Origin of the sequence: Nonomuraea sp. NPDC059007 (assembly GCF_042740555.1) — a bacterium.
Lineage (GTDB): Bacteria > Actinomycetota > Actinomycetes > Streptosporangiales > Streptosporangiaceae > Nonomuraea.
On record NZ_JBHYJD010000015.1, the window covers coordinates 1 to 24,771 of the forward strand.

The following is a 24,771-nucleotide window of genomic DNA, read 5'->3' on the forward strand; positions in this document are numbered from 1 at the left end:
GAGGACGATGTCGGCGATCAGCGTGAGCCCCTGGACGTCGTCGCTGGTCGATGATGTGGTTGTGGTCGCTCGCACGATTGGCCTCCCGCCCCTGTGGCCTTAGCAAAAGGCCCAATAAAGATCGGCAAATCGAACACGGTGTCGATCGAACTCCCGTACGATGTTGTACACCACGCTGGCGACATTTTCGAGGAAGACTCGAACAATTGTTTGAGGATGATCTTCGACGGCGATATCGTCGCTGTGTGCGACATGAAGACCACAGACCGGCAGGCGCGCCGCAGAGGCCGCCCACCGGGCGAGGAGGAGAGCATGAGCGAGCGGGATGACGCAAACGGGGTCAGCGACCTCGCGGTGCGCCGGCGTGACTCCCTGGGCCTGACCCCACGGCAGCGCAAGATCCTCGAGGTGATCCGCGATTCCGTCCAGCAGCGCGGTTATCCCCCGTCCATGCGGGAGATCGGCGAGGCCGTCCAGCTGACGAGCACGTCCAGCGTGTCGCACCAGCTGACGGCCCTGCAGCGCAAGGGTTACCTGCGCCGCGACCCCCACCGTCCGCGCGCGCTGGAGGTGCGCCTGCCCGGCGAGCCGGTCCTGTGGGTCGATCCCGACGCCAACGACGACGAGCCCGCGGTCAGCCGCCCGACCGCGGCGTACGTCCCGCTGGTCGGCCGCATCGCCGCCGGTGGCCCGATCCTGGCCGAGGAGAGCGTCGAAGACGTCTTCGCCCTCCCCAAGCAGCTCGTCGGCGAGGGCACGCTCTTCCTCCTCCAGGTCTCCGGTGACTCGATGATCGAGGCCGCGATCGCCGACGGCGACTGGGTCGTGGTCCGCCAGCAGCCGGTGGCCGAGAGCGGGGACATCGTGGCCGCCATGATCGACGGCGAGGCCACGGTGAAGACCTTCAAGCGCAAGGACGGCCACGTCTGGCTGGTCCCCCACAACCCCAACTACGACCCCATCCCAGGCGACGAGGCCAGCGTCCTGGGCAAGGTGGTAGCCGTCCTCCGCCGCCTCTGACCCTCAGGGCCCGGCACCACGCCGGGCCCTCTCCCCTCACGGTTCCCCTCTCCCGTCACGGTTTCCCTCTGACGCGTGCGGCTCCTCCTTGGCGCGCGCCGATGCCGTGGGAGCAAGGGCCCCTCTCTTTGGTACGCGCCGCCCCGCCACGCTTGAGGGGCCTGCGCCGCATAGGTGATCCATGGCCGGAGGAGCCGCACCCCAGGTAGCGGTTCGGGTGAGCGGGCGGTGGTCTGCGCCGCACGGGCAGTGCTTCGTGCCGGAGGCTTCCGTGGGCCGCGCCCCACGCGGTGGGTGCTGGGTCGGGGTTGTGGGCTCTGTCGTGAAATGTCGGGAAAAATACAATGCTCGGGTGAAACGTGATGGGTTGAAGTGGAGCAAGGTCGCGCCGGGTGTGATTCCGGCCTGGGTGGCGGACATGGATCTGCCCACCGCACCGGCCGTCGTCGAGGCGCTCAAGGCGCGGGCGGAGGGTGATCTCGGCTATCCGACCTGGCTGGACAACCACCAGGCCGGTCCCATGTCCGAGGCGTTCGCCGAGCGCATGGCCGCCAAGTTCGGCTGGGCTCCCGACATCGGGCACTGCCGGACCTATAGTGACCTCAACCAGGCTCTCCAGGTGTTCCTGCAGGTCTGGACCCGCCCCGGCGACGGGGTGGCGCTGCATACACCGGCCTACCATCCGTTCCTGGGCACGCTTGCCGGAATGGACCGTCCGATGCGCCCGATCCAGCTCGAACCCGACGGCGAGTCGTGGCGGTTCGAGGTGCCGGACCTGCGCGGCTGCCGGGTACTGCTGCTGGTCAACCCGCACAATCCCACCGGACGCGTCTTCACCCGCGCCGAGCTGGAACTCCTGGCCGAGCACGCGATCCGCCACGACCTGCTGGTGATCTCCGACGAGATCCACGCCGACCTCGTGTACGCCCCCCACCGGCACATCCCCTTCGCCACCATCCTCCCGGAACGCACCGTCACCCTGACCTCGGCCACCAAGGCGTTCAACCTGGGCGGCATCCGCTGCTCGATCGCCCACGTCGGCATGCCCGAGGTCCGCAAGGCGCTAGAGGAGCAGCCCCCCTTCCTGTACGGCTCCGCCCACCTGTTCGGCGTCGAGGCCACGGTGGCGGCCTGGCGGCACGGCGACACGTGGCTGGCGGACACGCTCGCCCTCCTGGACCGCAACCGCCACACCCTCGCCGCCCGCCTCCCGGACACGGTCGCCTACCGGGTGCCCGAGGCTACGTACCTGGCCTGGCTGAACGTCGGCCGTCCGGGCGTGGCCGACGTCCTGGAGCGCGAGGCCAGGGTCCTGCTGAACGACGGGGCCGCCTTCGGCCCCGGTGGTGACGACTACGTGCGCCTCAACTTCGCCACCACCGAGGACACCGTGGCCCAGATCCTGGACCGTATAGTGCCGGTCCTCGCCTGAGGAACGGTCAGGCGAGAGGCGGAAGGTCGGGCGGCGTCGCCGCAGGGTGTTCCTCCAGCGCGGCCAAGGCCAGCTCCACCGCCTTCTCCAGCTGCGGGTCCCGCCCCGCCACCCGGTCCTGCGGCGTCATGACCACCTCCACATCGGGGTCGACGCCGTAGTTCTCGACCCCCCAGCCGTGTCCCTCCAGCCAGAACGAGTACCGGGGCTGCGTGACCACGGTGCCGTCGACCAGCGAGTACCGGGAGTCGATCCCGATGACGCCGCCCCACGTCCGGGTTCCGACCAGCGGGCCGATGCCGCGGATCTTGATGCCGGCGCTGACGATGTCCCCGTCGGAGCCGGCGAACTCGTCGGCGACGGCGACGATCGGGCCGCGCGGGGAGTCCCGGGGGTAGCGGTGGGGTTCGTAGCCTCGGGCGCGCTCCCAGCCGGACACCCGCCGGGACAGCTTCTCCAGCACGAGCTCGGAGGTGTGCCCGCCGCCGTTCTCCCGCACGTCGACGACGAGGCCGTCGTGGTCCATCTCGGTACGCAGGTCGCGGTGGAACTGCGCCCACCCGGCGGCGACCATGTCGGGAACGTGCAGGTAGCCGAGCCGGCCGCCGGACAGCTCGCGGACGCGGGCCCGCCGGCTCTCGACCCACTCGTGGTAGCGGAGCTGGGTCTCGTCGGTGATCGGGGTGACGACGACGCGGCGCGGGTCGCCGCCCGAGGCCGGCCGTACCGTGAGCTCGGTGGGCTGGCCCGCGGTGCCGGCGAGGGCGGCGAGCGGGCCGCGCACGGGGTCGACGGGACGGCCGCCGACGGCGAGGATCGCGTCGCCCTCGCGGACGGCGACGCCGGGCGCGAGCAGCGGCGAGCGCGCGTCGTGGTCGGAGCTCTCGCCGGGCAGGATGCGCGTGACGCGCCAGGTGCCGTCCTCGTCGCGGGCCAGGTCGGCGCCGAGCAGGCCCTGGCGGCGGCGGGGGTCGACGCCGGTGCCGTTGGGGCGGGCGTAGGCGTGGGAGGTGCCGAGTTCGCCCTGTACCTCCCAGAGCAGGTCGATCAGCTCGGAGTAGGAGCCGATGCGCTCGACGAGCGGGGCGTAGCGGTCGAGCATGCCCTGCCAGTCGACGCCGTTCATGTCCGCGCGCCAGAAGTGGTCGCGCATGAGGCGGCCGGCCTCCCGGTAGCTCTGGCGCCATTCCGCGACGGGGTCGACGGTGACGCCGACGCGGTCGAGGTCGATGGTGACGACCTCGTCGCCCTCGCCGGCGGCGCGGGTCTGCAGGCCGTTCTTGCCGTTGGTGACCAGACGGCTTCCGTCGGCGCTGACCTCGAACGCGCGGTACTCCTTGCCGAGCTCGGCCTTGGCGCGCTTCTTGAGGTCGTAGCGCTCCAGCACGACCTCGGGGGTGACGTCGGTGCCGTCGCCGAGCTGGCCGGTCAGCGGGTGGCGCAGCCACAGCAGGGCGTCCTTGGCGGTGCGCAGGTTGCCGTAGCGGCCGGCGGGCACCGGGACGGGCACGACGCGGGCGCCAAGCCCTTCGGCGTCGACCTCGGTACGCGGCGGCGTGTCGCCGTTCTTCTTGTCCTTGGCGTCCTTGGAGCCCTTGTCGTCGTCCTCGCCGTTGAACCCGCGCCCCTGGAGGCTTGGGTCGAAGGGGCTGGGCGTGGTGGCCTGCAGCGGCACGATGTACGGCCGGCACGCATTGGGAAAGGACAGGTCGAAGACGTGCGAGTCGTAGACCGGATCGAAGGTCCGCATGGACAGGAACGCCAGGTGCTTGCCGTCCTTGGTGAAGACCGGCGAGTAGTCGGAGAAGCGCGGCTGCGTCACCTCCAGCGTGGCGGTCCCGTCGATCCGCCCGACCTTGATCTGCGACAGCGGCTCCGGGTGCGGGTGGACCCAGGCGAGCCAGGCGGAGTCGGGCGAGAAGGCCAGGTCGCCGATGTCGCCGTGGGCGGTCCTGTCGAGTTCGCGCAGGGTGCCGTGGTCGAGGTCGACGGCGAGCAGGCGGCCGTCGTGGGTGGCGACGGCGGCGTGCTTGCCGTCGGGCGCGGCGACCAGTTCGAGTACCCGTCCGAGCTCTCCGGCGGCCAGGGTGCGGATCTCGCCGCCGGGCACGCCGGTCTCCAGCGCGTCCTCGCCGGTGGCGTCGGAGACCCAGATGGCGCGGCCGTCGGCGTCGAGGGTGCGCGGCAGCCGTACCCGCACGCCTGCTTCGGCGCGTAGCGCGCCGGCGGGACCGTCGCGGTGGGTCACCCAGTGCGCGGTGCCGCGGATCTCGATCGCGCTGGCACGTCCGGTCGCGTCGGGCGAGAAGCCGCCGACGCGGCTGGGCGCCGGACGCTTGGCGCGCGCCGGGCGCGGCCCGCCGAGCGTGATGTCCAGCTTGTACGGCTCCGAGTCCAGACCCTCCAGCAGCCAGAGGTCCCCCGCATGGCTGTAGACCACGCGCTGCCCGTCCGTGGCCGCGTGCCGGGCGTAGAAGCCGTCGTGCGTGGTGTGCCGCCGCACGTCGGAACCGTCGGCCAGGGCGGAGTAGAGGTTGGCGGTCCCGTCCTCGTCGTTGAGGAACGCCAGCCGCTCCCCCACCCACATGACCGACGAGTACGGCGAGAGCCGGTCGGCGAACAGCCGCTCGAACTCGCCGTCGCCGTCGGCGTCCACCCAGATCTTGCCCGCGGTCCCGCCGCGGTAGCGCTTCCACTGCGACGGCTCGCGCCACACCGCGGAGACCACCGCGACCCGCTCACCGTCGACGGCCGCCTCGCTGACCCACCCGTACGGCAGCCGCGTGGCGGGACCGCCGTCGAGCGGCACGGAGTAGGCCCAGGTCCGGCTCCGCCCGCCTTCGCCCGCCGCGGTCACGGCCAGCACGTTCCCGTCGGCGGTCCAGCCGCGTACGCCGGTCGTGCCGTTGCCCCAGAACGTCAGCCGGTCGCCCGCCGCGCCGTCGATCTCGGCGGCGAAGGCTTCGGGCGCGCCTTCGCGGGCGCCGGTCCAGGCGAGCCGGGTGCCGTCGGGCGAGAAGCGGGGGAAGCTGACCGGGATGCGGTCGGCGGTGAACCGCCACGCGCGGCCACCGCTCAGCGGAGCGAGCCAGACATCGTCGTCGGCGACGAAGGTGACCAGGTCACCGTGCAGATGCGGATATCTCAGGTATGCGCCATTTGTCACATCTGAACCCTAGTGCTCGGTCCGCGGCGACGGCTCGTGCTCGCTCCCAGCGAACAGCTCGCTAAAGCGGTCTAGTACAGCAACAGAGGATGAAGTAGCGTCTCCACCGCAGACAGCTAAAGCGATTTAGCATCGAGGAGAGCTTCATGACCCGTCGTCTGTTACCCCTGCTGTGCGGGGTCCTGGTCGCGACCGCCCTCGTCGCCCTCCCCGCACGGGCCGCCGCCCCCGGCGACCAGCCGTACGCCTCGTACTGGCATCCCGGCACCATCCTGTCCTGGAACCCGGCGAGCGATCCCGACGCCCGGTTCAACCGGTCGAGCGTCCCGCTGCGGCCCCGCGTCTCGGACCCGGCGCTGAAGGCCAACGCCAACGCCCGCGCCGGTGAGGGCCGCGTCGCCTCGCTGGCCGCCTTCGCCCCCACCTCCGGCAACCCCTCCCAGGGCGGGCCCGACCCGAACTACTACGCCTTCACCTACTGGCAGTACATCGACACGCTGGTCTTCTGGGGCGGCTCGGCGAGCGAGGGCCTGATCCTCGCCCCCAACGGCCCGGTGATCGACGCCGCCCACCGCAACGGCGTCAGGGTCTACGGGACCGTCTTCTTCCCGCCCACCGCCTACGGCGGCCAGATCCAGTGGGTACGGGACTTCGTCCAGAAGCAGGGCTCCACCTACCCCGTCGCCGACAAGCTCGCCCAGGTGGCGCAGCACTACGGCTTCGACGGCTGGTTCATCAACCAGGAGACCGCCGGAGGCGACGCCGCGCTGGCCACCGAGCTGCGCAACGTGATCTCCTATCTACGCGCCAAGGGCATGCAGGTCATGTGGTACGACGCCATGACCGAGTCGGGCGCCATCTCCTGGCAGGACGCGCTGACCAGCGCCAACGACAGCTTCTTCCAGGCCTCGGACAACATGTTCATCGACTTCGGCTGGTCGGGCCTGACCTCCTCCCGCGACCTGGCCCGCCAGATGGGGCGCAGCGAGTTCGACCTGTACAGCGGCATCGACACCGAGGCCAACGGCTACAACACCGGCGTCAACTGGAACGCGGTCTTCCCCGGCGGCCAGCCGCACGTGACCTCGCTGGGCATCTACCGCCCCGAGTGGACGTGGAAGTCCGCGAGCGGCCCCGCCGACTTCCGCACCCGCGACTCCCGCTACTGGGTGGGCGCCAACGCCGACCCGTCGAACACGAGCACCACCTCGGCCTGGAAGGGCCTGGCCCACTACGTGGCCGAGTCGAGCCCGGTCACCGGCAAGCCGTTCGTCACCGGGTTCAACACCGGTCACGGCGACTTCTACAACGTCGGCGGGGTCCGGGTGCGTACCGGGGGCTGGAACAACCTGTCCGTCCAGGACGTGCCGCCCACCTACCGCTGGGTCATCACCTCCTCCGGCACCAAGCTCACCCCGTCCATCGATTACGGCGACGCCTACGAGGGCGGCTCCTCGCTCCGCCTGACCGGCACCCTCGACGCCGCCAACACGCTGCGCCTGTACCAGACGCGCCTGCCGGTGACGGCCGGCACCAAGCTGTCGGTCGTGGTGAAGACGCCCGCCGCGGGGCCGACCCGGCTGAAGGCGGCCGTGGCGTTCACCGACGCCCCGTCCACGTTCGTGCCGCTGGATCTCGGCTCGACCGGCGGCACCGGCTGGGAACGCAGGACGCTCGACCTGTCCGCCCACGCGGGCCGTACCATCGCCCAGGTGGGCCTGCGCGCCGAAGGTACGGCGGGCGCCTACGACGTCAGGGTCGGCCAGCTCGCCGTCTACGACGGCGCGGTCGACGTGCCCGGCGCACCGTCCGGGCTCACCGTGCTCGGCGCCACCGACGTCTCCCCCGCCCGCAAGTCGCTCCGCCTGAGCTGGACCGGCTCGGGCCACCCCCACCACTACGACCTCTACCGCCGCAACCCCGACGGCACCCGCACCTACCTGGGCGCCACCCCGGGCGAGGCCTACTTCGTGCCGCAGCTCGACCGCGCCGGATCCGAGGCGAGCACCACGCTCGACGTGGAGGCGGTCAGCGCCGAGTACGGCCGCTCGGCCCCCGCCAGCACCACGGTCTCCTGGTCCGGCACCGGCGAGACGAACCTGGCGCTGAACCGCCCGGCCACCGCCTCGGGCCAGTGCAACGCGAACGAGGGCCCGGCCAAGGCGGTCAACGGCAGCGTGGGCGGCGGGAACACCGACAAGTGGTGCGCCCTGACCTCGGCCAAGTGGATGGAGGTGGACCTCGGCGCGGCCAAGGCCCTGACCAGGTTCACCGTCAGGCACGCGCAGGCGGGCGGCGAGTCCGCCTCCTGGAACACACGGGCCTATGCCATCCAGGTCCGCGCCTCCGCCTCGGACGCCTGGACCACCGCGGTCACGGTCGCGGCCAACACCGCCGCCGTCTCCGACCACCCGGTGGCGCTCACCGCCCGCCACGTACGCCTGAATGTCACCACACCCACCCAGAACGGCGACCCGGCAGCCCGGATCTACGAGTTCGAGGCCTGGGGAGGATAGAAGCCCTAGGCCCAGCCGCGCTGCGCGGCCTGCCAGCCGAGCTGGACGCGGGTACGCACGCCCGCCAGGTCCATGAGCTGCCTGATCCGCCGCTGCAGCGTGCGCAGGGACAGACCGAGCTGACCGGCGACGGCCTCGTCGGTCAGCCCGGCCAGCAGCAGGCTGAGGATCTTGGCGTCCAGTTCGGTGATGTCCGGCTCCGCCCCGGCCGCCGAGGCGTCCATGCGCAGCGGGTAGGCGCGCTCCCACACCGCCTCGAACAGCGCCTCGACGGCGGCCAGCAGGCCGCTGCCGTGCAGGAGCACCGCGCCGGGCCGGTCACCGGCCGAGGTGCTCAGGGGGACGAGGGCGAGCGCCGAGTCGGCCATGATCAGCTTGATCGGCAGCCGGTCGGCGACGCGTACCCGCACGCCCTGGCGTAACGAGGTGACCGCCTCCTGCGCGGCGCCGGGCGCGGTGAGCAGGTCGCGCTCGACCACCACGCGGTAGCTCACGCCGCGTTTGACGCCCTGCTCCTCGGCGGCGTTCTCGCCGATCGGCACCGCGACGAACGGCGCGGTGGAGAAGCTGCGTACCTGCTCCTTGGCGGCGTGCTGTACCTGGGCGAAGCGCTGGCGCAGCGCGCCGACCCCGGACACGACCTCGATCAGGTCGCCGATGGCGCGACCGGCGGCGGCCGAGCGATGCTCCTCCGCCAGGGCGATGAGGGCGAGCTCCGCCGTGCGCAGTTCGTCGCGGCGGACGGTGAGCAGCGAGCCGAGCGCGACCGCGGGCGGCACGGCGCAGAACCGCTCGCCGGGCAGGGTGCTGACCAGGCCGCGGGCGGCGAGGCTGCGCGCCAGCTCGTCCGCGCGCGGGCCGGGGAGGGTGAGCGCGGCGCCGATCTCCCCCGCTGAGGCGGACGGCCGGGCGACCAGGTGGCGGTAGACCGCCTCCTCCTCGTCGGTGAGGCCGAGCGCCTCCAGCACGTTGCCCGCCCTTCCCCGCCGTGTCGGGACGCGGATCAGTATGGGGGCAGGCCCGAGGCCGAAGCCGGAAATCCCGCCTTCGGCCCCGGATCGTGATTTCACGGTTATGTCAGCGCAAACCGAACGCACGGATGATCTCCTGGGAGACCGTCCCGCCCCGCGCGTCCTTGGCGGTCGCCTTCAGCGAGACGAACCCCTTCTTGCCCAGCGTGACCAGGTCCGCGCGCCACGCGCCCGCCCCGGCCGGGCGCAGCCGTACCGGCTGCCACGTCGCGCCGTCGTCGAAGGAGGCCTGCAGCGTCGCCTCCGTCGCCTTGACCGGCTTGGCCAGCCACTCCTGCGTCGTGCCCGACAGCCCGATGCGCGCCACCGGCCCGCGCACGTCGCCCGCCAGGTCCGTACGCACGTCGTAGTCGAGTTGCAGCAGCGGGATGTCCACGTTGAACGGCCCGTCCGGGTCGTTGGCGCCGGAGGTGAACCCCCACTCGGTGCGCGTGCGGGTCGAAGTCCGCCACGTCCCGCCGTCCCTGGCGCTGTCCAGCACCAGCCGGTACGGCAGCGCCGCCTCCGGCAGCGGGTCACGCGGCGAGAACGCCCGCCCCTTGGCCCGCTGGATCAGCGTGTCGCCCTGGTAGAGCGCGATCGAGGTGGTGTCGTACTCGTCGTCCGGCATCGACCCCGCCCGGCTCGGCCCGCCGTCCGTCCACGGCGTGATGTTGAACTGGACGTAGCCGTTGGTCTGCCGGAACGGGCCCCAGTAGGTGTCGCCGAGCCGGGGCCTGGCGACCGGGTGGAACCACTCCTGCTCCAGCCGCTCGCCCGGCCGGTACGTGCGCGGCGACTGCCGCATCTCCCAGGCGGCGAAGTAGTTCAGGCCGACGCCGTGGTTCTCGTACCAGATGGAGCCCGGCTGGGTGGAGACCCACTCCGTGCGCTGTTTGGGGAACGTCTCGTACTCCTCGAAGCCGATGGCCGGGCCCCAGCCCTCGCGCATGTCGTAGCGGTAGCCGCTGCCGGCCTTGGCGCCGCTGCCGTAGTAGGTGGAGTCGATCCGGGCCAGGCCGCGCGGGCGGTAGGTCAGGTCGCGGTCGGGGACCGCCTCCGGGTGCACGTCGACCAGGTCGTACAGGTAGTCGGCGTACCGGGACTGCTCGGTGGCCAGGAGCAGGCGGCCCTTCCTGGCCAGCTCGGCCGCCTTCGCTCCGGCGTCGCGGGTGAGGGAGGCCACGGGGATCGTGACGGCTTCGCCGTACACCTCCATGAGGCGGCCGGGACGGTCGTTGACGACGAGCAGGAGCTTCGCCCCCGCGGCGATCGCCTTCGCGGCCCGTGTCTGCGGGGTGACGGCGTCGGAGCGCTCGACGATCACGGCCTTGCCGCGGGCGTCGATGCCGGTGTAGTCGTCGCCCTTGCCCGCGTGGACGCCCTTGAGCAGGGCGCGGCCGTCGGTGATCGTGGCGTCGATCTGGACCAGCGCCTCGATCGGCGGCATGCCGGGGGCGCTCACGCTGAGCATGGGCTCGCCCTTGCGCCAGCGGGTGAGCAGGCCGAACGAGCCCCGGGCGACCTTCTCGGTGGGGCTGACGTAGACGTCCTCGATCGCGACGGGCACCTGGTAGGCGCCGCGCGCGCCCTCGCCTTCCGGCGGCGAGCGGTAGAAGTCCACCTTGACCTGGCGGTCCTCGGTGCGCTGCGCGACCTTCGCGCTGACCCGCCGGGCGCGGGCGGCGTCGAGGACGACCTGGGTGTCCTTGTCCAGCGTGATCTCGGGATCCACGAGTACGGCGGTGCCGAGCGCGTCGGCCCGCTCGCCCGCCACCGGCAGGTAGCTGGTGGCCATGTACGAGCCGGGCGGCAGGCGCAGCGTGCGCTTGCCGTCCACGGCGTACTGCCACGGATAGCGGTCGCCGAGCTGCGAGAGCACCACGTAGCCCGCTGCAGGCTCGCCGGAGCGGTCGCGCAGTTCGAGCGTGAGGTCGTAGAGCTCGCGCTCCTTGACCGCGGCGAAGGCGGTGCGGACCGTGATCGTGCCGTCGGTCGCGGTGACCAGGCCCGACAGGGTCTGGTCGGCCTCCAGCCCGGCCGGGTCGACGCTCAGCTCCACCGTGGCGCTCCCCTGGGCGGGGACGGTGACGGACGGCGCGGACAGCTTGGCCGGCGCCTGGGCGGTGAGGTTCAGGGTGGCGGGGGCGTCGCCGTCGTTGCGGTAGGTGATGACCCGCTTGACCGGCGCCTCGCCCGGCTCGTGCGGCCAGTCGAACAGCGCCACCGGCACCGAGCCGGTCGCGCTGACCTTCGCGCCGACGGCGGCGGCCACGTCCAGCCGGCCGGTGCCCTGCTCGTACGGGGTGTTGTCCAGGCCCTTGGCGCTGCTCATCAGCGTGTCCTTGAGCTGCTGCCAGGTCCAGTCCGGGTGGCGCTGCCTGAGTATCGCCGCCGCTCCCGCCACGTGCGGGGTGGCCATGGAGGTGCCGTCCATGGCCACGTACGGACCGCTGCCGCCGGAGAACGACGACCGCGCCGCGTTGATCGTGACGCCGGGGGCGGAGATGTCCGGCTTGAGGCCGTAGGTGAGGGTCAGCGGGCCCTGGCTGGAGAAGGGGGCGCGCTGGTCGGCCTTGTCCACGGCCGCCACGGTCAGCGCGCTGGCCGCCGAGCCCGGCGAGCCGATCGCGCCGGGGTTGTAGGCGTTGCCCGCGGCGATCACGAAGAGCGTGTTGTGCTTCTTGGACAGTTCGTCCACGGCCAGCGACATCGGGTCGGAGCCGGAGTCGGGCAGCGGCGAGCCGAGGCTCATGCTGACCACGCCCGCCTTGCTGGCCGCCCACTCCATGCCGGCGATGATCCACGAGTCCTGGCCGCTGCCCTCGTCGTCGAGGACCTTGCCGACCAGCAGGTCGGCGCCGGGGGCCACGCCCTTGTTGGCGCCGGAGGAGGCGGCGCCGGTGCCGGCGATCGTGGAGGCGACGTGGGTGCCGTGGCCGTTGGCGTCCTTGACCTCCTGGCCGGGCACGAAGCTGGCCTGCTCGGCGATCTGGCCCTGGAGGTCGGGGTGGGTGGCGTCGACGCCGCTGTCGAGCACGGCGACCTTGACGCCGGCGCCGTCCAGGCCCTGCGCCCAGGCCGCCGGGGCCTGGACCTGCGGGACGCTCTCCTTGAGGTTCGCCCTGGCCTTGCCGTCGAGCCAGATCTTGGCGGCTCCGGAGGTGGCGAGGCCGTTCCAGAACTCCCGGACGTCTTTCTTGGGCGCCCGCAGGGCGGCGCCCCTGACGCTGGGCAGCGCCCGCACGATGGAGGCGCCGCGCGGGGCCGAGCGCGGGGCGGCCCCCTGGTAGGTGGCGATCATGGGCACGCCGCCGCTGCGCGCGTCGTCGTAGCCCATCTCGACCAGGTCGGTGACGTTGAACAGGCGAGGGTCGAGCTTTCCGGCCGCCAGCAGCGGGGCCGCCTCGTCGGGGACGACGTGGACGTCGCCGCCGGCGTGGTACGTCTGGACGCCGCCGGTGGCGCCCTTGGGACGTTCGACGGAGACCGCGTCCGCCTTGAGGCGGACCTGGTGCCCGGTGATCAGCGTGACCGTGACGCCTTGGGAGGCCGTCTCCGGGGACGCGTGGGCCGGTAAGGGGGCTAACGCGGTGGCCGCGAGCGCGGTGGCGGCCACCGCCCCGGCGAGCCGTCGGGAAGAAACGATGAGGGGCATGCGACCGATCTAACGCCGCCCCGATCGGCCCGGCCTAGACGGCGCCCTGGCGGAAACCCGCCTTGGCGGCGACCCGCCATCTAACCGCGGGTCACGTGGGCGTTGACCTCCCCGGCCAGCTCCACCTGGCGGAGGAAGTCGCTGCCGTCGATGCCGAAGCCGACCTCGGCCGCGCCCGCCTCGGCGAAGGCCGCCACCCGCTCCGCCGCCTCCCGCGGGGAGCCGCTCACCGTGGCCTCGCGGATCTCCTCGGGCGAGAGCTGGAAGAAGCCGGCGAGCTGGGCCTCCATCGCCCGCTTCGCCTCGGGGTCGTCGCCCAGGACGGCGTGCACGCCCACGTGGACGAAGGGGGCGGGCCTGCCGTACTCGTCGGCGAGCTCGTTCAGCCTGGCCACGGCCGTCTTGAGCTGGGCCGGTGTCAGCCCGGAGGGCAGCCAGCCGTCGGCGTAACGTGCCACCCGCCGCAGGCCGGCCTCGCCGGTGCCGGAGCCGACCAGCAGGGGCGGCACCGCCGTACCGGGGGCCAGCGTCACCTCCGGGCCCTCACCCACCGGGGTGGGCCGCCCGGCGATCAGGCCGGGCAGCGCGCGCAGGGCCTCGTCGGCCGCCCGGCCGCGGTTCGTGCCGGTCGCGCCGATCGCGGTCCAGAACGGCGAGCCGGGAAAGCCCCCGATGCCCACGCCCAGCCGGACCCTGCCCCGCGAGAGGTACTGCAAGGTCTGCACCTGCGCCGCCATCATCGCCACCGGCCGGGTGGGCACGGACAACACCCCGAAGTCGAGCTTGATCCGCTCGGTGACGGCGGCGGCCGTGGCCAGCGTGACCACGCTCTCCAGCGCGAGCGTCCCGTCCCCGATGAGCACGTCGGCGGCGCCCACGGAGTCGAGACCGGCCTCCTCGGCCAGCCGTGCCGCGCGGGCCACGCCGTCCGGGCCGAGCGCTTCTATCTCCTGCATCGTCGGAAGTCCGACGCCGATCTTCACCATGGGTCCACTGTGCGACCTCAACTCGACTTGAGGTCAACTCGTGTCGAGAAAGGGCCGGGCCGTTCGTATAGAAGGTGACCGAGGGGAAGGACAAGAGGATGAACTACCTGCTCGCGATCTACCAGCCCGACGGCGAGCCGCCGGAGGGACTGCTCGACGAGGTGCTGCCGCGCGTCATGGCCTGGGACGAGGAGATCAAGGCGGCCGGGCAATGGGTGTTCGCCGCCGGGCTGCACCTGGCCTCGACCGCGACCGTCGTACGCGCCAAGGACGGCGACGTGCTCATGACCGACGGGCCGTTCACCGAGGGCAAGGAACATCTCGGCGGCTTCACCGTGATCAGCGCCCCCGACCTCGACGACGCCCTGGAGTGGGCGGGCAAGCTGGCACAGGCCGTCGGCCTGCCGATCGAGGTGCGCCCGATCCACGGTGACTAACCAGGTCGAACGCGTCTTCCGCGAGGAGTACGGCCGCGCGGTCGCGGTCCTGGTCCGTGCCTTCGGCGACATCGACCTCGCCGAGGAGGCGGTCCAGGACGCGTTCGCGACCGCACTGCGCCGCTGGCCGGAGGAGGGGCCGCCGCCCAGCCCGTCCGGGTGGATCATCACCACCGCCCGCAACCGGGCCATCGACCGGCTGCGCAAGGAGTCCTCCCGCCAGGACCGGCACCTCCAGGCCGCGCTCCTGCACGCCCGCGAGGAGCCGCCCGCCGAGGAGGGGCCCGTGCGCGACGAACGGCTGCGCCTGATCTTCACCTGCTGCCACCCGGCCCTGGCCAGGAACGTCCAGGTCGCGCTCACGCTGCGGCTGCTCGGCGGGCTCACCACCGCCGAGATCGCGCGGGCGTTCCTGGTGCCGGAGCCGACGATGGCCCAGCGCCTGGTCCGCGCCAAGGGCAAGATCCGCGACGCGAAGATCCCGTACCGGTTGCCGAAGGAGTCCGACCTGCCCGACCGGCTGCGTTCGGTACTGGCCGTCGTCTACCTGATCTTCAACGAGGGCCACCTGGCCAGGGAGGATCTCTGCGCCGAGGCGATCCGGCTCGGGCGGCTGCTGGCCGCGCTGATGCCGGACGAGCCCGAGGTGGCCGGGCTGCTGGCGCTCATGCTGCTGATCGAGGCGCGGCGGGCCGGCCGTACCGGGGAGTCGGGTGAGCTGGTCCCGCTCGCCGCGCAGGACCGCGCGCGGTGGGACCGCGCGCTCATGGCAGAAGGCCGTGAGCTGGTACGGCGGTGCCTGCGCCGCGGCAGCCCCGGCCCCTACCAGATCCAGGCGGCGATCAACGCGGTCCACAGCGACCCGCCGCCGACGGACTGGGCGCAGATCCTGGCCCTGTACGACCAGCTGATCGCGCTGACCCCGACCCCCGTCGTGGCGCTGAACCGGGCGGTCGCGCTCGCCGAGGTCCGGGGACCCGCCGCAGCGCTGCCCCTGGTCGAGGAGCTCCCGCTGGACGGCTATCACATCTGCCACGCCGTCCGCGCCGACCTGCTGCGCCGCCTGGGCAGGAATGCCGAGGCGGCGCTGGCCTACGAACGGGCGATCGCGCTCACCGGCAACGCGGCGGAGCGCACGTTCCTGCGGGGCCGGCTGACGGCCCTGCGGTGACGTCCGTCCGGATCAGGGGACGATGTTGACCAGCTTCGGCGCGCGGACGATCACCTTGCGGGGCTCGCCGGACAGGTGCGCCCGCACCTTCTCCGAGGCCAGCGCCAGCGCGCGCAGGTCGCCCTCGGAGATGTCAGGGGCCACCTCCAGCCGGTCGCGGACCTTGCCGGCCACCTGCACGACGGCGGTCACCGACTCCTCGACCAGCAGCGCGGGATCGGCCACCGGCCAGCCCGCCAGCGCCACCGAGCCGGTACGGCCCAGCCGCTCCCAGCCCTCCTCGGTGGTGTAGGGCGCGACCAGCGACAGCATGACCGCCAGCGACTCGGCCGCCTCGCGCACCGCGGGATCGCCGGCGCCGGGGCCGGAGTCGATGGCCTTGCGGGCGGCGGAGGTCAGCTCCATCAGGCGGGCGATCGCCACGTTGAACCGGTAGGACTCGATCAGCTTGGTGACCTCGTCGATGGTCTTGTGGGTGACCTTGCGCAGCGCCGGGTCGCCCTGCGCGAAGTCGGCGCCGGGCTCGCTGGCCACCTCGTCCATCACGCGGAAGGCGCGGGCCAGGTACTTCTGCGAGGCCTGCGGCGAGACGTCGGCCCAGTCGATGTCGTCCTCGGGCGGGCTGGCGAACAGCATCGTCAGCCGGACCGCGTCGACGCCGAAGTCGTCGATCTGCTTGCCCAGGTCGACGCCGTTGCCCAGGGACTTCGACATGGCCTTGCCGCCGTTGATCACCTGGCCCTGGCCGAGCTGGCGCAGGAACGGCTCGGTGAAGCCGACCATGCCCATGTCGTGCAGCACCTTGACGAAGAAGCGCGAGTACAGCAGGTGCAGGACCGCGTGCTCCACGCCGCCGACGTACATGTCGATCGGGCCCCACTCGCGGATCTTCTCCACGTCGAACGGGCCGTCGGTGTAGGTGGGGTCGGTGTAGCGCAGGAAGTACCAGGCGGAGTCGACGAAGGTGTCCATGGTGTCGGTGTCGCGCTTGGCGGCGCCGCCGCACTTGGGACAGGCGACGTTGACCCACTCGGTGGCTCCGGCCAGCGGGGAGATGCCCTTGGGGGCCAGCGCCTCGCCGCGCAGGTCGGGCAGCGTGACCGGCAGCTGGTCGTCGGGGACCGGCACCTCGCCGCAGTCGGGGCAGTGGATGATCGGGATCGGGGTGCCCCAGAAGCGCTGACGCGACAGCAGCCAGTCGCGCAGGCGGAAGTTGATCGCGCCCTTGCCCCGGCCGTCGGTCTCCAGGCTCCGGATGATCGTGGCGATGGCCTCGGTCTTGCTCAGGCCGTCCAGCGGGCCGGAGTTGACCAGCGTGCCCTCGCCGGGGGTGGCCTCGCCGGTCTCGCCGGGGTCGGCCAGCCCGGTGTGCACGACGACCCGCACCGGCAGGCCGAACTTCAGCGCGAAGTCCAGGTCGCGCTGGTCGTGCGCGGGCACCGCCATGATCGCGCCGTGGCCGTAGTCGGCCAGGACGTAGTCGGCCGCCCAGACCGGGATGCGCTCGCCGTTGACCGGGTTGATCGCGTAGCGGCCCAGGAAGACGCCGCTCTTGTCCTTGTCGGTGGACATGCGCTCGATGTCGCTGAGCTTGGCGACCTCGGCGCGGTAGGCCTCGAACTCGGCGCGGTGCTCGCCGGTGACGATCTCGTCGGCCAGCGCGGCGTCCACGGCGACCACGAAGAACGTGGCGCCGAACAGGGTGTCGGGACGCGTGGTGAAGACGTGGACCGGCTCCTCGCGGCCCTCGATCTCGAACAGCACGTCGGCGCCCTCGGAGCGGCCGATCCAGTTGCGCTGCATCGTCAGCACGCGCTCCGGCCAGCCGCCCTCCAGCTGGCTCATGTCGTCCAGCAGGCGCTGCGCGTAGTCAGTGATCTTGAAGTACCACTGCGTCAGCTCGCGGCGCACGACCTCGGCGCCGCAGCGCTCGCACTTGCCCGCCACGACCTGCTCGTTGGCCAGCACGGTCTGGTCGTTGGGGCACCAGTTGACCAGGCCGCCCTTGCGGTAGGCCAGGCCGCGCTCGAAGAAGCGGTTGAACAGCCACTGGTTCCAGCGGTAGTACTCCGGATCGCTGGTGTGCAGGCGGCGCGACCAGTCGAAGGAGATCGCGTAGCGCTTGAAGGAGTTGGCCTGGACGTCGATGTTGGCGTAGGTCCACTCGGCCGGGTGGGCGTTCCGCTTGATCGCGGCGTTCTCGGCGGGCAGGCCGAAGGAGTCCCAGCCGATGGGGTGCAGGACGTTGTAACCCTGCTGGAACCAGTAGCGGGCGACGACGTCGCCGATGGCGAAGACCTCGCCGTGGCCCATGTGAAGGTCACCGGAGGGGTAAGGGAACATGTCCAGCATGTAGCGGCGCTCGCGGGGGTCGGCGGCGTCCTCGCTGGCCCGGAACGGGTCCTGCTCCTCCCATCGCTGCTGCCACTTGGCCTGCAGCGCCTGCGGGTCGTACTCACTCACGGCGGTGTCCTTCTGGTTTGATTCTGACCCCATAAGAAAACCCCTCGTATGACAACGAGGGGTAGCCGCGACGGCGAGATCTCAGGGCCGTCGCGGCCCGCTAAGAAGCAGGGTCGCGGAACGCATAGGTCAAGCCTAGCGCACGTCTTCGGAAGAATGAGGGGACTACGCCTGGGGCACCCGGCAGAATGGGCCCTTCAGGTCCTATGAGACCTCGTTGAGATCCATCCGTTGTGACCTCATATGTCCCATTAGAATACTCTCGTCGCCGTGGCCAACCCTGCTGAGCCTGATCGATCAGCGGCCGACCTGCCGATGCAGGATCCGCCGACGGATCCGCACGGCTTCGCACGTTTCCCTGCGGAACACCACGGGCCACATGAGATCATGCCGGATGCGTCTAATCCGGACATAACCTCGGGAGGTACGGCAGCAATGGCAACGGAGAATTCCGGAGCACCACACTTGCCGCCATCCTGGCCCGAGGTGCCCACGTCCTGGCCGGAGGCTCGCGACGAGGTGCCGACCTCATGGCCGGAGGCGGGACCGCCGCCACAGCCCACCTGGCCGGAACCACCACAACGTGACCCGCTCGGTGGCAGGGATCCCTTGGTGGATCCTCGTGACCCCTTGGGCGACCTGTCGGGTGGCAGACGGGGCCGGGACGCACAGGGAATGAGAGACCAGCAGAACATGCGTGATCAGCAGGGTATGCGTGATCAGCAGGGCGCGCGTGATCAGCTGGGCGCGCGTGAGCAGCCCCCCGTCCGGGATCCGCTGCCCGCATGGTCCGACGCTCCCGCCCCCGCTCCTTGGCCGGAGACCGCGCAGCCCGGCGGCGCCCACTCCGCTCCGCAGGGCGCCCACTCCGCCCCGCAGAACCCTTCGGCGCAGCAGAACCCTTTGGCACAGCAGAACCCGTCGGCGCAGAACCCTTCCGCGCAGCAGAGTCCGGGGCAGCAGGTGTGGCCGGAGATGCCGCCGCCGGCCGACGGGGCCTGGTCCAACCTGTCCAGCCCCGCCCCCTGGCCCCCGGCAGGACCGCCGCAGAAGGACCCGTGGCCACCGGCCGCGCCGCCGCCGGTGGACGCCCAGCCCGACCCGCGCGCCTGGCCGCAGGACGGCCGCCCCGAGGCGGCCCCGGCCTGGCAGCCGGACGGACGCACGGAGACCCCGGGGTGGCAGCCGGACGGGCGCGGCGCGGAGGCCCCGGGGTGGCAGCCCGAGGGGCAGCAGGATCAGCAGCCCAAGGGCGACCCCATGGACCGGACGATCACCTACAACGAGGCCTACCCCACCCCGGCCGCCCCGCCCCAGGAGCCGGATGAGCACGGCCAGCAGGGCCAGCACGCCCGGCCGGGCTCCAACCTGAGCCGTGACCCGTCCGACCCCGACCGCCCGTTCGTCACCGCGGGCCAGATCAGCGGCTCGCGCACCCCGCCGCCCGAGCGCCAGCAGGAGCTCTGGAACACCGTCTTCGGCGACAACTACCAGGAGATCGGCGACGACGGCAAGGAGTCGCTCGACGAGCCGGGCAAGCCGGTGTGGCTGTTCGCGCTGGCCGCCTCCGTCGCGGTGGCCCTGGTGATCGCGCTGGTGTGGGCGTTCGTCGCGGGACCGCTGGCCAGCGAGAGCGAACCCACGGACCCGCCCGCCGCCAAGCCCCAGGCCAGCGGCAAGCCCACGCCCACCAAGCCGTCCACCACGATCGGCCCGCTGAAGCGCTTCCCCGGCAAGGCGGCCCCGGTCATGGGCGTGGTCCCCGACCAGCAGGCCGGCATCTCGGTGCCCCGCCTGGGCGGCACGTGGCTGCTCGACCAGCGGCCCCTGGTGAAGACCACGTACGGCTACGACACCCGCCAGTACGTCCAGGTCGGCACCGACACCTACGCCAACCTGATGACCGGCCCGCTCCCCCAGCGCCTGGCCGCCTCCTACACCTCCAAGGACGACCTGGAGCCGGTGATCAAGCAGGTCGTGCTGAGCGCCCGCAAGCGTTTCTTCCCCGAGGACAACAAGGTCAGGAAGATCGCCCAGCAGCCGCTCAAGATCAACGGCTCGACCGGCCGCCTGATCGCCTACGAGCTGACCTCCGGCACCGGCAAGGCCACGATCGTGACCGCGGCGATCAACACGGCCAACGAGCTGCCGGCCATCGTCTACATGTCGATCCCCGGCGACGCCAAGCGGCTCCTGCCCGACATCAACACCGTCGTCAAGCAGATCAAGGTGACCAACCCGGCCCCCTGACCCTCAGAACGTGCACTCCATGTGCTTGATGCCGTTGATGAAGCTGGAGTGCAGCCGGTCCGGGTGACCGGCCTCCAGCCGGGGGACGCGGCGCAGCAGCTCGCGCAGCATCACGGTGATCTCCCGGCGGGCCAGGTGGGCGCCCAGGCAGAAGTGGGGGCCCGGCCCGCCGTACCCGACGTGGGGGTTGGGGTCGCGGGTGATGTCGAAGGCGTACGGGTCGGCGAAGACGCGCTCGTCGCGGTTGGCAGCCCAGTAGAACAGGACGACCTTCTCGCCCTCGCGGTACAGGTTGCCGTTCATCTCGTGGTCGCGGGTGACCTTGCGGCGCATGAAGTTCACCGGTGAGGCGAGACGGACGATCTCCTCGACGGCGCCGGGCAGGCGGGCCTCGGTGTCCTCCAGGAGGAGGGCGCGCTGGTCCGGGTGGTTGGAGAGCAGGCGCATGCCGTACGAGATGGCGTTGCGGGTGGTCTCGTTGCCGGCCACGACCAGGAGGATGAAGAAGGAGCCGAGCTCCTGCAGCGTCAGCCGCTCGCCGTCGATGTTGGCGTTGACCAGGGCGGAGATGAGGTCGCCCGAGGGGTTGTCCGTGCGGTGGGCGGCGAGGTCCTGGACGAGCTGCTGGAGTTCCATGCCGGCGTTGAGCAGGCGTTCTGCGATCTTGGTCAGGTCGTCGCCGGCGTACTCGGGGTCGAAGCCGCCGAGGATCAGGTTCGAGCGCTCGAAGATGAACTGGTAGTCCTTCTCCGGGATGCCCATCATGTCGCAGATGATCTTCAACGGCAGGCGGGCGGCGACCTCGGTCACGAAGTCGCAGCCGGAGCCGGTGACGAGGAGGTCGTCGACGATCTGGGCGGCGGCGGTCTCCACGTCGGCCTCGAACTGCTTGATCATCTTGGGCGTGAAGGCCCGGGAGACGATGCGGCGCAGGCGGGCGTGGCGCGGGTCGTCCATGTTGATCATCGAGCCGAAGTACTCGGCGAACTCCGGGGGCATGTCGGGGATGTTCGTGGCCCCGCCCCTGCCCGAGCTGAACACCTCCGGGTTACGGCTGGCCTCCAGGATGTCGGCGTGCCTGACGAGCGCGTGGTAGCCGATGCCCTTGGGGGCGAAGGACACCTCCATCTCCTCGAAGAAGGCCGGGGTGTCCCGTGCGCGCAGCGTGTCGAAGGCCGCTTCCCGCTCGGCCATGGGCCTGGCCCAGAAGTGCTGATCCGACAGATCGAAGTCGAGTGCGCTCATACGCCCATAATTCGAGAAAGCGCCTACTTACGTCAATACTTTGGACGTACACCGTACGTATGCCCTGGAAAATCGATGGCCGGACGTCCGCGAGCCCGATAGCGTCGGGCGTATGACGTTCTTCTTCCTGCGTTAGCGACCCGTCGGCGGGCACGCGGCTCGTGACCCACCGCCGGCGATGCGGGACGGCTCCACGCCCTCCCGAGTCGCGACGTGGGAGAAGGACACGTGCATACCCTTGCCGTGGCCAGGTCGGTGCACGGCATCGAACACCTGGTTGCCACGGAGATCCGTCACGCCGGGCTGGGCATCGTGCGCGAGGTGCGGCACCGGGAGGTCTGGTTCGAGATCACGGGGCCGGGGGCGCTGGAGCTCCGCATGGCCGACGACGTACTGCTCGTGGGAGCCGTGGTCGACGGCGTCGGGCCCCGCCGTGACGCGCTGCGCCGCCTGGCCTCGGCCGCCGCGACCATCGACGTCCACCGCCTCACCGCCGCACGCCCCCTCGAACCCGGCGGGCGTCCGCTCGAATCTGACGGAGGGCCCTTCGGGGTGGAGGTGTCGGCCTCGTTCCTGGGGCGGCGCGCCTACAACCGCTACGACATCGAGGACGCGGTCGGGCCCGTGCTCGGCCGTCCCTACCACGCGCGGCGCGCCGGCCGGGTGCCTCCGGCCGGCGCCGCGTCCTGGCGGGTGACGGTCGAGGGCGAGCGGGCCGTGATCGCCCTGCGGGCGGGCGCGCGCCCGCTGCACCGCCGTGCCTACAAGGTGCGCTCGGTGCCGGGGACGTTGCACCCGCCGCTGGCCGCCGCCATGGCGTACCTGGCCGAGCCGAAGGGGCTGGTGGTCGATCCGTGTTGCGGCGCGGGCACCACGCTCATCGAGGCCGCCGCCCGCGCGCCGGAGGCCCGCACGCTCGGGTTCGACCGTTGTGGCGAGGCGATCGCGGCGGCCGCCGCCAACGGTCCGCGCCTGGCGTGGGCGCGCGCCGACGCGGGGCGCCTCCCGCTGCCCTCGGGGAGCGTGGACCGTGTGCTGGTCAACCCGCCCTGGCAGCGGCAGGTACGGCTGGCCGGGTCCGGTCACCGGCTCTGGGCGGAGGTGCGCCGGGTGCTGGCCGACGGAGGGAGGGTGGTGGCGCTGGTGCCTGAGGTGCCGCGCGGCTGGGCCGTACCGGAGCGAGTGGATATTTCGCTTTTTGGGCGGCATCCCATCCTGGCCATGATGACTCCGGACAAATCCTGATCACGGTTTTGGTGGGCGGGAGACATCCGGGCCGGGTACGGCGGCTGGCAGCGTGGATACATGAGCGAGGTTGTGATCACGGGGCTCGGGGCGGTGACGCCGCTGGGCGGCGATGTTCCCTCGACGTGGGCGGGGCTGCTGGCCGGCCGGTCGGGGGTGGTGGCGCTGCGGGAGTCATGGGCGGAGCAGCTGCCCGCGCGGATCGCGGGGCGGCTGACCGTGGATCCGGCCGCGCTCCTGGGGCGGCAGAAGGCCCGCCGCCTCGACCGCTGCGAGCAGATCGCGCTGCTCGCCGCCCGTCAGGCCTGGGCGGACGCGGAGCGTCCCGAGGTCGATCCCGAACGGCTGGCGGTCGTGATCGGCACCGGCACCGGCGGCGTCACGACCCTCCTCGACCAGGACGACGTGCTGGAGAAGGAGGGCGTGCGCCGTGTGTCGCCGCACACCCTGCCCATGTTCATGCCGAACGGCCCGGCCGGCTGGGTGAGCATCGAACTCGGCGCGCGGGCCGGCGCCCACGCCCCGGTGAGCGCCTGCGCGGCCGGGGCGGAGGCGATCGCGGCCGGAGCCGACCTGATCCGGCTGGGGCGCGCGGACGTCGTCGTCGCCGGTGGTACGGAGGCGTGCGTGCACCCGCTGACGCTCGCCGCCTTCGCCCAGGCCAAGGCGGTCTCGACCCGCAACGACCGGCCCGAGCGGGCCTCGCGGCCCTTCGACGCGGACCGCGACGGGTTCGTACTGGCCGAGGGAGCCGCGGTGGTGATCCTGGAACGGGCCGGGTGGCGCGACGGCGCGCCGCTGGCCCACCTGGCCGGGTACGGGATCACCGCCAACGCCGGGCACATCACCGCCTCCCAGCTCGACGGCCAGGCGCGGGCGATGCGCACCGCGCTGCGCGAGGCGGGGCTGTCGGGCCAGGACGTGACGCACGTCCAGGCGCACGCCACCTCGACCCCCGACGGCGACGTGGTCGAGGCCGCCGCGATCGCCCAGGCCGTGGGCGGGCATCCGGCGGTGACCGCGATCAAGTCGATGACGGGGCACCTGTGCGGGGCCTCAGGCGCGTTCGCGACCGTGGCGGCAGTGCTGGCCATGCGCGACGGCCGCATCCCCGCCACCCGCAACCTGGACCGCCCGGACTCCCGCGTCGAACTGGACGTGGTCACCGGCACACCCCGCCACTGGCTGCCCGGACCCTCGATGGTGAACGCCTTCGGCTTCGGCGGCCACAACGTGAGCCTGGTGCTCACCCCAGCCAGTCGAGGATCCGCGCGTTGACCTCGCGCGGCTTCTCCAGGTGCAGGAAGTGCCCGGCGCCCTCGACGATCTCCGCCCGCGACCCCTCGGGCAGCACGCTCGCCACGTCCGCCACCAGGTCGGCGCCGAGGCAACCGTCCTGGGCGCCGTGAAGGTACAGCACGGGGCGTACCGGGCCTTCTGTCGCGGCGGCCTGCTCGGTGGCGTACCGGCCTGAAGGCGGGGTGGTGCCGAGCATGGCCCGGTAGTAGCCGATGGCGGCGGCCAGGTTGGCCGGCTCGCCCAGGCTCTGCTTGAGAAAGGCGAGGTCCTCGGTGGCGTCATGGCCGGGCGACCAGTCCCGCCACAGCCCGTCGAGGAACCCGGGCGCCGACGCCGCGGTCTCGGCCAGCGCCGTCTGGAACAGGAAGATGTAGAAGGACCGCTTGAGCTGCTCGTAGGTGAAGAACGTACCGAGCAACCACTTCGTCGGAGGTACGGCGAGCGCCACCGACCTGCGGAACCGCTCGGCGGTGCCGTAGACGGGGTAGGTGCCCCAGTCGTGGCCGATGATGACCGCGTTCTCGTCGCCGCCCAGCTCCTCGTGCAGGGCGTTGGCGTCGGCCACCAGGGCGCCCAGTTCGTAGCCTTCTGTGACCTCGGTGGGGGCGTAGCCGCGCATGAAGGGGGCGACGGCGCGGTAACCGCGCTCGGCCAGCTCGGGCATCAGGTGCCGCCAGGTGTGCGCGGTGTCGGGGAAGCCGTGCATGCACAGGGCCAGCGGCCCGTCACCCAATGCGAGGTAAGCGAACTCCACACCGTTGGCGTGGATATTCCTGATCTCCATGCGCGGAAACCTAGTGCCCTCTCCGCCCCCCGTCCATCAACCACCCCACCCGGCCCGGCCCACCACCGCCCGGCACGGCACGACCCGGC

At 71.9% G+C, this 24,771-nt stretch carries 15 protein-coding genes; 8 read left to right on the forward strand and 7 right to left on the reverse strand.

Features of this window, described 5'->3' with window-relative positions; genetic code table 11:
• Window positions 1-252: 252 nt before the first annotated feature.
• Window positions 253-1,020, forward strand: a complete 768-nt coding sequence (lexA, locus tag ACFWY5_RS24925) for a transcriptional repressor LexA (protein WP_379634651.1) — start codon at window positions 253-255, stop codon at window positions 1,018-1,020.
• Window positions 1,021-1,372: 352 nt separating this feature from the next.
• On the forward strand, window positions 1,373-2,452 hold the full coding sequence (locus ACFWY5_RS24930) for a MalY/PatB family protein (protein ID WP_379634654.1): 1,080 nt from the start codon (window positions 1,373-1,375) through the stop codon (window positions 2,450-2,452).
• A gap of 7 nt (window positions 2,453-2,459) precedes the next feature.
• On the opposite strand, the gene ACFWY5_RS24935 is transcribed toward ACFWY5_RS24930, so the two are convergent.
• The gene (locus ACFWY5_RS24935; RefSeq protein WP_379634656.1) at window positions 2,460-5,618 is read right to left on the reverse strand and encodes a PDZ domain-containing protein; all 3,159 of its coding nucleotides are present in this window, start codon (window positions 5,616-5,618) and stop codon (window positions 2,460-2,462) included.
• Between the two features lie 146 nt (window positions 5,619-5,764).
• Here ACFWY5_RS24935 and ACFWY5_RS24940 point away from each other — a divergent pair, with 146 nt between their 5' ends.
• On the forward strand, window positions 5,765-8,134 hold the full coding sequence (locus ACFWY5_RS24940; protein ID WP_379634658.1) for a discoidin domain-containing protein: 2,370 nt from the start codon (window positions 5,765-5,767) through the stop codon (window positions 8,132-8,134).
• A gap of 5 nt (window positions 8,135-8,139) precedes the next feature.
• Here the strand turns inward: ACFWY5_RS24940 and ACFWY5_RS24945 are convergent, their stop codons facing one another.
• The 3 genes from ACFWY5_RS24945 to ACFWY5_RS24955 form a co-directional block, all read right to left on the reverse strand.
• The gene (locus ACFWY5_RS24945; protein WP_379634660.1) at window positions 8,140-9,102 is read right to left on the reverse strand and encodes a helix-turn-helix domain-containing protein; all 963 of its coding nucleotides are present in this window, start codon (window positions 9,100-9,102) and stop codon (window positions 8,140-8,142) included.
• Window positions 9,103-9,211: 109 nt separating this feature from the next.
• Entirely contained in the window at window positions 9,212-12,802 is a 3,591-nt protein-coding gene (locus ACFWY5_RS24950) for a S8 family serine peptidase (protein ID WP_379634662.1), read from the reverse strand.
• 80 nt (window positions 12,803-12,882) lie between these two features.
• The gene (locus tag ACFWY5_RS24955) at window positions 12,883-13,788 is read right to left on the reverse strand and encodes an LLM class flavin-dependent oxidoreductase (RefSeq protein ID WP_379634664.1); all 906 of its coding nucleotides are present in this window, start codon (window positions 13,786-13,788) and stop codon (window positions 12,883-12,885) included.
• Between the two features lie 98 nt (window positions 13,789-13,886).
• Here ACFWY5_RS24955 and ACFWY5_RS24960 point away from each other — a divergent pair, with 98 nt between their 5' ends.
• Complete coding sequence (locus ACFWY5_RS24960) at window positions 13,887-14,225, forward strand: YciI family protein (RefSeq protein WP_379609430.1); 339 nt, start codon at window positions 13,887-13,889, stop codon at window positions 14,223-14,225.
• Entirely contained in the window at window positions 14,218-15,396 is a 1,179-nt protein-coding gene (locus tag ACFWY5_RS24965) for an RNA polymerase sigma factor (protein ID WP_379634666.1), read from the forward strand. The genes ACFWY5_RS24960 and ACFWY5_RS24965 overlap by 8 nt, the downstream gene beginning before the upstream one ends.
• Window positions 15,397-15,408: 12 nt before the next feature.
• Here ACFWY5_RS24965 and leuS read toward each other — a convergent pair whose 3' ends face one another.
• Complete coding sequence (gene leuS / locus ACFWY5_RS24970; RefSeq protein WP_379634668.1) at window positions 15,409-17,859, reverse strand: leucine--tRNA ligase; 2,451 nt, start codon at window positions 17,857-17,859, stop codon at window positions 15,409-15,411.
• A gap of 711 nt (window positions 17,860-18,570) precedes the next feature.
• Between leuS and ACFWY5_RS24975 the strand changes: the two genes are divergently transcribed.
• Window positions 18,571-20,109, forward strand: a complete 1,539-nt coding sequence (locus ACFWY5_RS24975; protein ID WP_379634671.1) for a hypothetical protein — start codon at window positions 18,571-18,573, stop codon at window positions 20,107-20,109.
• A 3-nt stretch (window positions 20,110-20,112) separates the two neighbouring features.
• Here the strand turns inward: ACFWY5_RS24975 and ACFWY5_RS24980 are convergent, their stop codons facing one another.
• Window positions 20,113-21,354: a cytochrome P450 gene (locus tag ACFWY5_RS24980; protein ID WP_379634673.1), complete on the reverse strand. Its 1,242-nt coding sequence runs from the start codon at window positions 21,352-21,354 to the stop codon at window positions 20,113-20,115.
• 228 nt (window positions 21,355-21,582) lie between these two features.
• Between ACFWY5_RS24980 and ACFWY5_RS24985 the strand changes: the two genes are divergently transcribed.
• Together ACFWY5_RS24985 and ACFWY5_RS24990 are read left to right on the forward strand one after the other, a co-directional pair.
• Window positions 21,583-22,599 (forward strand): methyltransferase domain-containing protein, encoded by a 1,017-nt coding sequence (locus tag ACFWY5_RS24985; protein ID WP_379634675.1) that lies wholly within the window; start codon window positions 21,583-21,585, stop codon window positions 22,597-22,599.
• 60 nt (window positions 22,600-22,659) lie between these two features.
• Complete coding sequence (locus ACFWY5_RS24990) at window positions 22,660-23,877, forward strand: beta-ketoacyl-[acyl-carrier-protein] synthase family protein (protein ID WP_379634677.1); 1,218 nt, start codon at window positions 22,660-22,662, stop codon at window positions 23,875-23,877.
• Here the strand turns inward: ACFWY5_RS24990 and ACFWY5_RS24995 are convergent.
• Window positions 23,846-24,682, reverse strand: coding sequence for an alpha/beta fold hydrolase (locus ACFWY5_RS24995; protein WP_379634679.1), 837 nt, complete (start codon window positions 24,680-24,682; stop codon window positions 23,846-23,848). The genes ACFWY5_RS24990 and ACFWY5_RS24995 overlap by 32 nt on opposite strands.
• Between the last annotated feature and the right edge of the window lie 89 nt (window positions 24,683-24,771).